General features: G+C 72.2%; 11 protein-coding genes. 2 read left to right on the plus strand and 9 right to left on the minus strand.

From position 1 onward, the window contains the following. Positions 1–448 precede the first annotated feature (448 nt). Entirely contained in the window at positions 449–1456 is a 1008-nt protein-coding gene (locus ACFWV2_RS21345; RefSeq protein ID WP_384406593.1) for a stage II sporulation protein M, read from the minus strand. A 119-nt stretch (positions 1457–1575) separates the two neighbouring features. Here ACFWV2_RS21345 and ACFWV2_RS21350 point away from each other — a divergent pair, with 119 nt between their 5' ends. Beyond that, positions 1576–2487 carry an RDD family protein gene (locus ACFWV2_RS21350; RefSeq protein WP_384406595.1) on the plus strand — a complete coding sequence of 304 codons (912 nt, stop codon included), beginning with the start codon at positions 1576–1578 and terminating at the stop codon, positions 2485–2487. Positions 2488–2490: 3 nt separating this feature from the next. Here the strand turns inward: ACFWV2_RS21350 and ACFWV2_RS21355 are convergent, their stop codons facing one another. From ACFWV2_RS21355 to ACFWV2_RS21390, 8 genes are all read right to left on the minus strand, one after another. Continuing rightward, on the minus strand, positions 2491–3105 hold the full coding sequence (locus ACFWV2_RS21355; RefSeq protein ID WP_384406597.1) for a hypothetical protein: 615 nt from the start codon (positions 3103–3105) through the stop codon (positions 2491–2493). 152 nt (positions 3106–3257) lie between these two features. Then, positions 3258–4712 carry an adenosylhomocysteinase gene (ahcY, locus tag ACFWV2_RS21360; RefSeq protein ID WP_384406599.1) on the minus strand — a complete coding sequence of 485 codons (1455 nt, stop codon included), beginning with the start codon at positions 4710–4712 and terminating at the stop codon, positions 3258–3260. A gap of 303 nt (positions 4713–5015) precedes the next feature. Then, positions 5016–5981, minus strand: coding sequence for a cation diffusion facilitator family transporter (locus tag ACFWV2_RS21365; protein WP_384406601.1), 966 nt, complete (start codon positions 5979–5981; stop codon positions 5016–5018). A gap of 66 nt (positions 5982–6047) precedes the next feature. Then, a complete protein-coding gene (manA, locus tag ACFWV2_RS21370; RefSeq protein ID WP_384406603.1) occupies positions 6048–7199 on the minus strand; it encodes a mannose-6-phosphate isomerase, class I in 1152 nt (383 codons plus the stop codon). Positions 7200–7354: 155 nt separating this feature from the next. Beyond that, complete coding sequence (locus ACFWV2_RS21375; protein ID WP_384406605.1) at positions 7355–8503, minus strand: SIS domain-containing protein; 1149 nt, start codon at positions 8501–8503, stop codon at positions 7355–7357. Between the two features lie 926 nt (positions 8504–9429). Beyond that, positions 9430–9612 carry a Trm112 family protein gene (locus ACFWV2_RS21380; protein WP_073820091.1) on the minus strand — a complete coding sequence of 61 codons (183 nt, stop codon included), beginning with the start codon at positions 9610–9612 and terminating at the stop codon, positions 9430–9432. 89 nt (positions 9613–9701) lie between these two features. Further along, positions 9702–11066, minus strand: coding sequence for a phosphomannomutase/phosphoglucomutase (locus ACFWV2_RS21385; RefSeq protein ID WP_384406607.1), 1365 nt, complete (start codon positions 11064–11066; stop codon positions 9702–9704). Positions 11067–11229: 163 nt separating this feature from the next. Next, the gene (locus tag ACFWV2_RS21390; protein ID WP_384406833.1) at positions 11230–11664 is read right to left on the minus strand and encodes a DUF3499 domain-containing protein; all 435 of its coding nucleotides are present in this window, start codon (positions 11662–11664) and stop codon (positions 11230–11232) included. A gap of 299 nt (positions 11665–11963) precedes the next feature. Here ACFWV2_RS21390 and ACFWV2_RS21395 point away from each other — a divergent pair, with 299 nt between their 5' ends. Further along, positions 11964–12419 carry a metallopeptidase family protein gene (locus ACFWV2_RS21395; protein ID WP_384406835.1) on the plus strand — a complete coding sequence of 152 codons (456 nt, stop codon included), beginning with the start codon at positions 11964–11966 and terminating at the stop codon, positions 12417–12419. The last annotated feature ends 79 nt before the right edge of the window (positions 12420–12498 follow it).

The raw sequence follows: 12498 nt of genomic DNA on the forward strand, positions 1-12498 counted from the left end.
AAGATGGACGGGGTATCAACTAATCTGGCGTTGATTTTTGGCACGCTGTTGAGTTCTCAAGGAACGGACGCTTCCTTTGTACTCACCCTCTCGGGCTTTCCTCCGGGCTTCCCTTCGGTCTTGCGTTTCCGACTCTACCAGATCTTTCCGACCTGATTTCCTCGGTGCTTTCCGGTCCCTTTTGTTTTCACTCCGGGGGCCTTTCGGCGGTTCCGACTTTATCAGATTCATTTCGGCCGACCTAATCGGTGGCTTTCGTGATTCGAATAAGAATCGGAGTGACTCCGTGGAATCGAATTCCCGACCGGAGTGAGTGAGACTTTAACTTGGTTGCTGCCGAACTGTCCAGCTCCAGGCAACCGTTTAAATCTACCTCCACACGTCAGCCGTGTCAACGGCTTTTGTGGGCACCGGAGGACACTAACAGGTCAGCGGGGCCGTACGCACATCAGGCGGCGGTGGGGAGCTCCGCGCTGCGGTCGGGCTCGTCCAGGTCGCCGGACTCGCCCAGGCGGGAGGCGCGACCGCCCAGGACGTACACGTAGGCGAGGAAGGCCAGCTCCGCGGCGATGCCGATGGTGATCCGCGCCCAGGTGGGCAGTCCGGACGGGGTGACGAAGCCTTCGATCAGGCCGGAGACGAAGAGGACCAGGGCCAGGCCGATCGCCATGCCGACGGCCGCCCTGCCCCGTTCCGCGAGGGCCGCGCGGCGGGTCCTGGGGCCTGGGTCAATGACGGTCCAGCCGAGGCGGAGGCCCGTGCCCGCTGCCACGAAGACGGCGGTCAGTTCGAGCAGGCCGTGGGGAAGGATCAGGCCCAGGAAGACATCGAGGCGGCCGGCGGACGACATCAGGCCGACGGCGACACCGACGTTCAGCATGTTGAGGAAGAGGATCCACAGCACCGGGATCCCCAGGAACGCGCCGAGGACCAGGCACATGGCGGCGGCCCGGGCGTTGTTCGTCCAGACCTGGGCGGCGAAGGAGGTCGCCGGGTGGCTGGAGTAGTACGTCTCGTACTGGCCGCCCGGGCGGGTCATCTCGCGGAGTTCGGCGGGGGCGCCGATCGCGGCCTGGACCTCCGGGTGCGTGCCGACCCACCAGCCGATCAGGACGGCGAGCAGGGTGGAGAGGACGGCGGTGGGGATCCACCAGTGCCGTGAGCGGTAGACGGCCGCCGGGAAGCCGGCCGTCAGGAACCGGGCCGCGTCACGCCAGGAGGAGCGGCGGGTGCCGGTGACGGTGGCGCGGGCGCGGGCCACGAGCTGGGTGAGCCGGGCCGTGAGCATCGGGTCCGGGGCGGTGGACTGGACGATCGAGAGGTGCGTGGCCGTGCGCTGGTACAGGGCGACGAGTTCGTCGGCCTCGGCGCCGGTCAGCTTGCCGCCGCGGCCCAGGAGGTGGTCGAGGCGCTCCCACTCAGCGCGGTGGGCGGTGACGTAGACGTCGAGGTCCATGATCGGCTGCTGCTCCAGGCATCGGCTGCGGACGGGTCCGTACTGCTGCGGCGCGCTGCGGGTCAGCTTGGCAGACTGGCGTTCGGAGGGGTCGGGAAGGTCGGAGAAGGGTGGGTGCCGTGAGTGGGTGGGTGACGGGAGACGCCGTCGTACTGGGGTTGCAGCCCGCCCGGCTGCCGAGCCGGGCGCTGGCGGTGCTCATCGACCTCGCGGTGGTGTGGACCGCGTACCTGCTGATCACGCTGGGGCTCGCGGTCGCGACCGCGTCGCTCGACGAGGCGGCGGGGATGGCGGTGTCCATCGCCTCCTTCCTCCTGATCCTCGTGGGAGCGCCGATCGCGGTGGAGACGCTGTCGCACGGGCGGTCGCTGGGGAAGATGGCGTGCGGGCTTCGGGTGGTGCGGGACGACGGCGGGCCGGTCCGGTTCCGGCACGCGCTGGTGCGCGGGGCGATGGGGGTCGTGGAGATCCTGATGACGTTCGGGGTCGTCGCCTGTGTGGCGTCGCTGGTGTCGGAGCGGGGGCGGCGGCTTGGTGACGTCTTCGCGGGGACGCTGGTGGTGCGGGAGCGGATGCCCGCGGCACGGGTTCAGTTCGTGCCTCCGCCGCCGCCGTGGTTGGTGGGGCGGTTCTCGGGATTGGATCTTTCGGCGGTGCCCGAGGCCCTGTGGTTGGAGATACGGCAGTACCTCACGCGGGCGCGTGAGCTGGACCCGGCCGTGGGGCGGCGGCTCGCGGAGCGGCTGGCCGACGCGTTGGTGACGCGGACCGGGACGCCTCCGCCGCCGGGGGTTCCGGCCGAGGCGTATCTGGCGGGGGTGGTGGCGGAGCGGCAGGCCCGGGACGCCCGGCGGACGGTGGCCCCGGGGGCGGGGCCGGCCGGTGCGGGAGGGAAGGGGACGGGGGTGTCCGGTGGGGGCTCTTCGGTTGTCGTTCCGCCCGTAGCCGCTGCTCCGCGCCCCGCAGCACCGGGTGGCGGCGGGGGCGAGGAGAGCACCGTGCGCGCCACCGGGTTCGCTCCCCCGGCCTGACCGTCAGGGGAAGACCGACGGCGGGGTTTCCAGGGCTTCGAGTTCGATTCCGGGGGCCGCGAGGATCACGTCCCCGGCGATGTGGACGGTGTGTCTTTCGCCCGTGGCCAGGGCGCTGACCTGGTATTCGTCCACCGTCAGGGGGCCGTTGTCAGTGGCGTGCGCTTCACTTCTCAGCAGGGCCCAGGACTGGTCGACCGTGAGGGGGGCGAGCACCGGGTCCGTGAAGGCGACGAGCCTGACACGGGTCTCGGGGGAAGCGGGGGTGAGACGCAGGAGTCGCGTGAGCGCGACGAGGAACGCCGGGGACGTGCCGGTGAAGGCGTGGGCGCGCACATTGCCTTCGGTGGCGTGGGTCCCGGTGGGGTCCGTGCGGACCCAGGTGACGCCGTCGAGGGCCGCGCCGCGGACCTGCCAGCCGGCGGCGTGGAGTTCGAGGCGGAGGGGGCGGCCCAGTTCGTCGACGGCCAGGTCGACGGAGCCCTGGTGGTCGCCGGAGGGGGTGGTGAGCTGGGAGACGTAGCGCCAGCCGGAGGGGCCGGGCGCGCAGTGGAAGTGTTCTTCACCGAGGGGGGTGTGGTCGTGCGGGTCATGGAGCGAATATCGGCCGCGGGGCATGGGTCGGTCCTCGGGAGGGGGCGCTTCCAGGAGCGGTAGCGGGGGCGGGACGGGGCAGGCCCCCCGGCACGGGGGTGCGGGGGGCCTGCCTGGGTCCTCTACGGGTGTCCGGTCGGCGTCACGTCAGTGCGCGGGCGCCGCCGGCCGGGGCATCAGTAGCGGTAGTGGTCCGGCTTGAAGGGGCCTTCGACCTCGACGCCGATGTAGGAGGCCTGCTCGGGGCGGAGGGTCGTCAGCTTGACGCCGAGCGCGTCCAGGTGGAGGCGGGCGACCTTCTCGTCCAGGTGCTTCGGCAGGACGTAGACGTCGGTCGGGTACTCCTCCGGCTTCGTGAAGAGCTCGATCTGGGCCAGGGTCTGGTCCGCGAAGGAGTTCGACATGACGAAGGAGGGGTGACCGGTGGCGTTGCCCAGGTTGAGGAGGCGGCCTTCGGACAGGACGATGAGGACCTTGCCGTCGGGGTAGGTCCAGGTGTGGACCTGCGGCTTGACCTCGTCCTTGACGATGCCCGGCGTCTTGGCGAGGCCGGCCATGTCGATCTCGTTGTCGAAGTGGCCGATGTTGCCGACGATGGCCTGGTGCTTCATCTTGGCCATGTCCCCGGCCATGATGATGTCCTTGTTGCCGGTGGTGGTGATGAAGATGTCGGCGGTCTCGACGACCTCGTCGAGGGTCGTGACCTGGTAGCCGTCCATCGCCGCCTGGAGGGCGCAGATCGGGTCGATCTCGGTGACGATGACGCGGGCGCCCTGGCCGCGGAGGGACTCGGCGCAGCCCTTGCCGACGTCGCCGTAGCCGCAGACCACGGCCGTCTTGCCGCCGATGAGGACGTCGGTGGCGCGGTTGATGCCGTCGATGAGGGAGTGACGGCAGCCGTACTTGTTGTCGAACTTCGACTTCGTCACGGCGTCGTTCACGTTGATCGCCGGGAAGAGGAGGGAGCCGGCCTGGTGCATCTCGTACAGGCGGTGGACGCCGGTGGTGGTCTCCTCGGTCACGCCGCGGATCTCGGACGCGAGCTGGGTCCACTTCTGCGGGTTCTCGCCGAGGGTGCGGTTGAGGAGACGGAGGATGTGGGCGTACTCCTCGCTGTCCGCGGTCGCCGGGTCCGGAGCGGAGCCCGCCTTCTCGAACTCGACGCCCTTGTGGACGAGGAGGGTGGCGTCACCACCGTCGTCGAGGATCATGTTCGGGCCGCCGGTGGGCGTGTTCGGCCAGGTCAGGGCCTGCTCCGTGCACCACCAGTACTCCTCGAGGGTCTCGCCCTTCCAGGCGAAGACGGGGACGCCCTGCGGGTTCTCCGGGGTGCCGTTCGGGCCGACGGCGATGGCCGCGGCGGCGTGGTCCTGGGTGGAGAAGATGTTGCAGGACGCCCAGCGGACCTCGGCGCCGAGGGCGACCAGGGTCTCGATGAGGACGGCGGTCTGCACGGTCATGTGCAGGGAGCCGGTGACGCGGGCGCCGGCGAGCGGCTGCTGCTCGGCGTACTCGCGGCGGATCGACATCAGGCCGGGCATCTCGTGCTCGGCGAGGGTGATCTCCTTGCGGCCGAATACGGCCAGGGAGAGGTCGGCGACCTTGAAGTCCTGGTGGGTGGCGGTCGTCATGACGGGCTGCTCCTCGTGTGGTCGGGTGCGAGGGTCGGTTGGGGCGCCGGGCGCCACGGGGCTCCCAGGGCACACGAATGCCCGGGTACTCCACGGTGCCGTCGTCGGAGGCCCTCTCTCCCTCGGCCGGTCCTGCGGACCGCCCGACCGCCATCAGCAGCGACGTCTGGCTGGTCACGAATCTACACCGGAAGGGGCGGTGGGCCACAGTCCGCATCGGGATCACGGGGCGGCTCCGAGGGGCTCGTACGGACGCGCGAGACCCCCGGGACCGTGGGTTCCGGGGGTCTGGTGGGGCGTGGGTCAGTGACCCGTGCCGCCCGGGTGCTTGGCGGGGTTCACGCCGTTCGAGGCGACCGTCTCGTCGTAGATGTCGGGCTCCAGGTAGATGACCCGGGCGATCGGGACGGCGGCGCGGATGCGCTCCTCCGCGGCGTTGATCGCGTTCGCGACCTCGGCGGCCGACTCGTCGTGGCGGACGGCGATCTTCGCGGCGACGAGGAGTTCCTCGGGGCCGAGGTGGAGCGTGCGCATGTGGATGAGGCGGGTGACGGTCTCGCCGTCGACCACCGCGTCCTCGATCTTCTTGACGTCCTCGATGCCGGCGGACTCGCCGAGCAGCAGCGACTTGGTCTCGGCGGCCAGGACGATCGCGATGACGATGAGCAGGACGCCGATGCAGAGGGTGCCGATGCCGTCCCAGACCCCGTCGCCGGTGGCGAGCGCCAGGCTGACGCCACCGAGGGCCAGGATCAGGCCGACGAGGGCGCCCAGGTCTTCCAGGAGGACGACGGGCAGCTCCGGGGCCTTGGCCCGGCGGACGAACTGGGTCCAGGACAGCCCGCCACGGATCGCGTTGGACTCCTTGATGGCCGTACGGAAGGAGAAGGTCTCGGCGATGATCGCGAAGACGAGGACGCCGACCGGCCAGTACCAGGCGTGGATCTCGTGCGGGTGCTTGATCTTCTCGTAGCCCTCGTAGATGGCGAACATGCCACCGACGGAGAACAGGACGATGGAGACGAGGAAGGCGTAGATGTACCGCTCGCGGCCGTAGCCGAAGGGATGCTGCGGGGTCGCCTCCCGCTGGGCCTTCTTGCCGCCGAGGAGCAGCAGGCCCTGGTTGCCCGAGTCGGCCAGGGAGTGGACGCTCTCCGCGAGCATCGAGGACGAACCACTGAAGAGGAACGCCACGAACTTGGCTACGGCGATCGCGAGATTGGCGGCGAGCGCCGCCACGATCGCCTTGGTTCCGCCTGACGCGCTCATGGGTGTACGGGTTCCCTTCGTCGATGCATCGGCTCTGTCGCCGCGGTTCGGCCGGTCATTGTTGCATCAGGCCACGACGGTGGCGCGGAAGACCGTCCCCCTACCCGAGAGTTCGGCCGGTACGCCTGCCGGCACGAAGACGGATTCGCCGGGGCCGAGGGTGATCTCGCCCGCCTTCGGGCGACCGGCGACGGCGAGCAGGATCTGCGGGGTGGGGCTGGTCAGATCGGTCGGGGCGGCGCCCTCGGCCCGGGCGAACCGGGAGAGGCGGAACTCGTCGATCGGGGTGTCGTAGACCTCCTCGCCCGTCGGGGAGGCCTCCGGGCGCAGGACGGTCGGGTCGGTCGGCTCGAAACGGACCACCCGCAGGAGTTCGGGCACGTCGATGTGCTTGGGGGTGAGTCCGCAGCGCAGCACGTTGTCGGAGTTCGCCATGATCTCGACGCCGAGGCCGTCGAGGTAGGCGTGCGGCACGCCCGCGCCGAGGTAGAGCGCCTCGCCGGGCTGGAGCCGGACCCGGTTGAGCAGCATCGCGGCGATGACGCCGGGGTCGCTCGGGTAGTGGTGGGCGAGGCTCGCGTACGGCGCGTGGGCGCCGCCGAGGCGGTCGGCGGCGGCGGTCGCCTCGGCCACCGTGTGCGCCATCTCCTCCGGGTCGGCGGTCAGCAGGGCCGTGAGGACCTCGCGGAGTGCCGCCTCTTCCGGGTGGGCGTGGAGGAGGTCGACGTACGGCTTGAGCGAGTCGACGCCCAGTGCGGCGATCAGATCGGCGGCCTCGGCGGGGGCGCGGAAGCCGCACAGGCCGTCGAAGGGCGTGAGGGCGCAGATCAGCTCGGGCTTGTGGTTGGCGTCCTTGTACGTGCGGTGCGGGGCGTCGATCGGGACGCCGGCGGCCTCCTCGGCCGCGTGGCCGGCCCGTGCCTGCGCCAGGTCGGGGTGGACCTGGAGGGAGAGCGGGGCGCCCGCGGCGAGCACCTTCAGGAGGAACGGGAGGCGGGGGCCGAACTTCTCGACGGAACGCCGTCCCAGTTCGCGTACGGGATCGGCGTCGATCAGCTCGTTCAGCGAGCCGCGCTCGGTGCGGGAGGGCGCGCCGGGGTGGGCGCCCATCCACATCTCGGCCTGGGGCTCGCCGGACGGGGCGATTCCGAGCAGTTCCGGGATGGCCGTCGTGGAGCCCCAGGCGTAGGGGCGAACGGTGTTGACGAGGCGGTCCATGGTGCCTGCCAGCTCCTCGGGGCGGTGACGGATGGTGAGGGGTGTCGGGAGACAGGTGACAGGTGTCGGGTGACGGGTGGGTGACGGGGTGGTGGATGGGGGGTGGGGCCGGGGGGTGGGGTGGGGGAGGTGAGGGGGGTGGGGTGGTGTTTTTTCTAGTGGGGCGTGTGGCCTCGGGTGGCCAGGGAGAGGTAGACGGCCGCGAAGTCGGTCACGGCCAGCAGCTCCGCCAGGGTCTCCAGGTCGCCGCCCTCCTCCGGTTCCAGTTCGCTGACGGCGGTCTCGTGGCTGAGGGCCAGTTCGCGGGCCGCGTGCGCCGCGGTGAGGCCCTCCGCCGGGCGGTCCCTGAGCAGCACGACCCGGGCACGCAGCGCCTGCTGCTCGTCGACCCGGTCGCGGAAGAAGTCGTCGGGGTCGGCGCCCGCCGCGTAGTCGCCCGACAGCAGGACCCCGTGCGCGGGCAGGGCCTCCGGCAGTTCGGCGGCCAGGGCCGCCAGTCCGGCGATCTCGGCGAGGACCGCGGCGAAACGGCGGCCCGCCGGACCCGCCGCCGCGCCCTCGGTCCAGATCAGCGGCAGCGAGTCCGCGAGCTCGGCGGCGAGCGTCTTCGCCGGGTTGCCGTACGTGGCGACGGCCGGGCCGCAGCGCTCGGCCGTACGGTCCAGCCGGTCGGCCACCTTCTCCAGCGTCTCCGGCGGCGCCTCCACCAGCCCCACCCGGTCCAGGAGCGCGAGCAGCGGGGTGAACAGGGCCCACAGCGCACCCGGGCCGGCCGCGAGGGTCTCGGCCGACTCGTCGGCGGTCTCGTTCGGTGCGGTGGCCATCGGCACGAACAGGCCGTGGGAGCCGCTGACGGCCTCGGCGAGCGGTGAGGTCCTCGGGGCGACGGCGACGACCGACATGCCGCGGCGGTACGCCTGCTCGGCGAGGAGCGCCAGGCCCGGTTCGGAGCCGTCCGTCGTCGGCAGCAGGAGCAGGTCCACCGAGCCGGCCCAGCCGGGCAGCGCCCAGCGCAGCGCGCCCGCGGCGGGGGCGACGCCAGTCGGCTGGAGACGTACGACCGGGGCCGAGGCCCCGGCCAGTGCGCCGATCAGGTCTGCGACACCGGCGGCCACGGTGCCGGGGCCCGCGACGAGGACGGCGCGGGGGCGGCCCTCGGGGCGCAGGTCCGCGATGCCGGCCTCGGCGGCGTGGCGGGCTGCCGTCCGTACGCGGGCACCCGCCTCCGCTGCGGCGCGGAGGAGGCCCCGGTGGTCGGCCAGGGCCAGGTCGTCCGGGGCGTCGAGGAGGGTCTCGTCGAGCATGGGGCGGTGCCTCCGGTCGGTCGGTCGCGTCGTCGTCGTGCGGTCCCCTGCGGGGAGGGCGGCGTGTTGGGGGGCTCTTGGGGGTGGGGCCCTGGCGGGGACGGGGCCCTTGGCGGGGCGGGGCTCGTGGTGCGGGGGCTCGTGGTGCGGGGCGGGGCTCGTGGTGCGGGGGCTCGGTGGGGGCGGGGCCCCTGGCGGGGGCGGGGGTTGTGGTGGCGGGGCTCGGTGGGGGCGGGGCTTCGTGGTGTGCCCGGCCTTCGGCCGGGCTTTTCGGTTCCCACCCGCACCACCCGTGCAGCTGAGAACGCAGAGGTGCGGGTCTTCCCGTGGGGGTGCTCGCCGTCGGCGGCTGACCCTCCCGGGTGGCGAGGGGTGCTCGCCTTCGACAGCTGACCCTCCCCGGTGGAGAGGACGAGTGCTCGCCTTCGACAGCTGACCCTCCCCCCGGGGGAGGTAGGCCGGGGACCGCCCTTGGGTGGTGTCCGGGCCTGGTGGTGTTCGCCCCGGCTTCGGAGGCCCGGGCCGGCTTCTGGTGGTCCGGGCCTTCGGCGCCGGGAGCGGGTGCCGCCTGCCGACGGGTGGCCGTACCTCAGTCGGACCTGGCCGACGGCTACCGCGTGAGTGGCCGTGCCGCCGTTGGGCGCAGCCCCCGAAGGGTGGCCGTACGTCCTCGGGTGGCGTTGCCGCCCGGCGGGTGGCCGTGCCGTCGCGCGGACCCGCCGCCGTCTGGTGGCCGTGAGGCTCTTGCGTGGCCACGGCCCCGTGCGGGCCGTACCACCCGTCGCGGCATGCCGCCGTCAGGTGGCCGTGCCGGTGGCGGGCCTTACTGCCGTTCGGTGACGGGGCCCGCGTCGGGACCCGCCCGCCGTTCGGCGGCCGTGCCACCGTCGCGGCCTGTCTTCGTCAGGTGGGCTCGTTCGGTCGGGTCACGACGGGCGGCGGGCCTCGTCGGTCAGGAGGACCGGGATGTTGTCGCGGACCGGGTAGGCGAGGCCGCAGTCCGGGCTCGTGCAGAGGAGTTCGGGGGTTTCGTCCGCCGTGCGGTCGTTCAGCGGAGCGTGGCACGCGGGGCAGGCCAGGATCTCCAGGAGGCCGGCTTCGAGCGGCATGGGGTGTCCCTTCGAACAAGCGGGGGTCGGGCCTGGTCAGCCTACCGCCGGGGGACGGGGGGCGCCCCGTTCCCCGGCGGCCTGCCGGGTCAGTCCGTCGCCCGGACCAGGGCGAGGACCTCGTCGCGGACCTTGACCATGGTGGCCTCGTCGCGGGCCTCGACGTTGAGGCGGAGCAGCGGCTCGGTGTTGGAGGCGCGCAGGTTGAACCACCAGTCCGCGGCCGTCACCGTGAGGCCGTCGAGCTCGTCGAGGGTCGCGCCCTCGCGCTCGTAGGTCGCCCTGACCTTCGCCGCGCTCGCGGCCTGGTCCGTGACGGTCGAGTTGATCTCGCCCGAGGAGGCGTAGCGGTCGTACGACGACACCAGGTCGGACAGGGTGCCGTCCTGGCCGCCGAGGGCCGCCAGGACGTGGAGCGCGGCGAGCATGCCCGTGTCCGCGTTCCAGAAGTCCCTGAAGTAGTAGTGCGCGGAGTGCTCGCCGCCGAAGATCGCGCCGGTCTTCGCCATCTCCTCCTTGATGAAGGAGTGGCCGACGCGGGTGCGGACGGGTTCGCCGCCGTTCTCGCGGACGACCTCGGGCACCGACCAGGAGGTGATCAGGTTGTGGATGATCGTTCCGCCGGGGTGCTTGGCGAGTTCGCGGGCGGCCACGAGGGCCGTGATCGCGGACGGCGAGACGGGCTCGCCGCGCTCGTCGACGACGAAGCAGCGGTCCGCGTCGCCGTCGAAGGCGAGACCGAGGTCGGCGCTCTCGGCGCGGACACGGGCCTGGAGGTCGACGATGTTCTTCGGGTCGAGCGGGTTCGCCTCGTGGTTCGGGAACGTCCCGTCCAGCTCGAAGTACATCGGGACGACGTCCAGCGGCAGGCCGTCGAAGACGGTGGGGACCGTGTGGCCGCCCATGCCGTTGCCCGCGTCGACGACCACCTTGAGGGGGCGGATCGTCGTGAGGTCGACGAGGGCCTTCAGGTGGGCGGCGTAGTCCGCCAGGGTGTCCTGCCGCGAGACCGTGCCCGGCGTGGCCGCGGCTTCCGGCGCGCCGGTCTCCGACCAGCGTTCGGCCAGTTCGCGGATTTCCGCCAGGCCGGTGTCCTGCCCCACGGGGGCGGCGCCCGCGCGGCACATCTTGATGCCGTTGTACTGGGCCGGGTTGTGCGAGGCGGTGAACATGGCGCCGGGCAGGCCGAGGCTGCCGGACGCGAAGTACAGCTGATCGGTGGAGCAGAGTCCGATCAGGGTGACGTCGGCGCCGAGGCGGGCCGCGCCGCGCGCGAAGGCGTCGGCCAGGCCGGGCGACGAGGGGCGCATGTCGTGGCCGATGACGATCGCGTCCGCGTCCGTCACCCGTACGAAGGCGGCGCCGAAGAGTTCGGCGAGATCCTCGTCCCACTGGTCGGGTACCACTCCGCGGACGTCGTACGCCTTCACGATCTGCGACAGATCGGCAGTCACGGATCCACCCTCCTGAGATTTTTCTCGGCACGTGTGTGCGGCACGTGTACGGAACGCCCAAACTACCCGGCGCGGGGAGGGGTAAGCGGACCGTGGCCTGTTGCGCTCGGATCCGGGCCGGATCGGTGCCGGATCGGTGCCGTGTCCGGGCCTGGCCGTCGGCTCAGTTGTCCGGCGAGCGGAGCACCCTGAGGTGCCCTCGGCGGCCGACCTCCATGGGGTCGCCGCCACGGCCTCCGCCGCCCTTGCCGCCCGCCTCGGCCGCGCGCTCGTGGGGGCGGGCCGCCTCCCGTACCGCGTTGGCCAGGGCTTCGAGGTCGTCGCCGCTGGGGCGGGGCGGAGCGGAACCGTCGGTGAGCCGCACGACCTCCCACCCGCGTGGGGCGGTGAGGCGCTCGCTGTGCTCGGCGCACAGGTCGTAGCAGTGGGGCTCGGCGTAGGTGGCGAGCGGGCCGAGGACCGCAGTCGAGTCGGCATAGACGTACGTCAGTGTCGCGACGGCAGGGCGGCCGCACGCGGTGCGCGAACAGCGACGTACAGGGCTCACGACGTTGGACGGTACCGCACTCTTGAGCGGGCCGCGACGACTCGCCCTCAGGTCACCCGCCCGTGTCGCGCTGTGACCTCCCCCACGCCGCCGCCCGGGGTGGTCGCTCCGACCTGCGTGGGAGAGGACGCATGGGGGCGGGGCCGGGAGTCGATCCGGACAGTCTGGGGTACAGATCCGGTCAACCACGGCCAGATGGCCGATCACGAGGGCCTGGGGAATCGAGCGGATGATTGGCCGGAATGTTCAGGTTTCGCCATCGGGGGTGGGGGTGGGGCGGCGGCCCCGGGGGCGGCGGCGGGGACGCGCCAGAGTGCGGGGAGACAGATGAGGGTTACGCTGCGTCAGTGATGGACAGTCCTGTGCCGCCGAGCCCCTCGCACCGTCCCCCGGAGCCTCCGGCGGAGCCCCGGGTGCGCCGCCGCGACCGGCACGGCCGCGGGATGCGCGGACCGGTCGCCCCGCCGCAGGTGCCGCTCTCCGCGAGCCGGGCCGACACCTTCCGCGATCTGGTGCTCGACTCGGTCGAACGCCTCGAACGGCGCTGGCCACAGCTCGCGGACGTCGACTTCATGGTGATGGAGGTGCCTCCGCCGGTGTCGGGCGAGACGGTGCCGCTGGGAGGCTCGGCCCCCGCCGAGAAGAACGAGCCCGCCAGGGTGGTCGTCTACCGGCGCCCGGTGGAGATCCGGTCGAAGAACCGGGACGAGCGGGCGCTCCTGATCCACGAGGTGGTCGTGGAGCAGGTCGCGGAACTCCTCGGGCTCTCCCCCGAGTCGGTCGATCCGCGCTACGGGCAGGACTGAGCCGGCGGAAGGGCTCCCCGGCCGAGCCTCAGGGGCCTGTCCCGACCGGCCTTGAGCGCCGACCCGCCGGACAGGCTGT

The organism is Streptomyces sp. NPDC058671 (assembly GCF_042716475.1).
GTDB lineage: Bacteria > Actinomycetota > Actinomycetes > Streptomycetales > Streptomycetaceae > Streptomyces.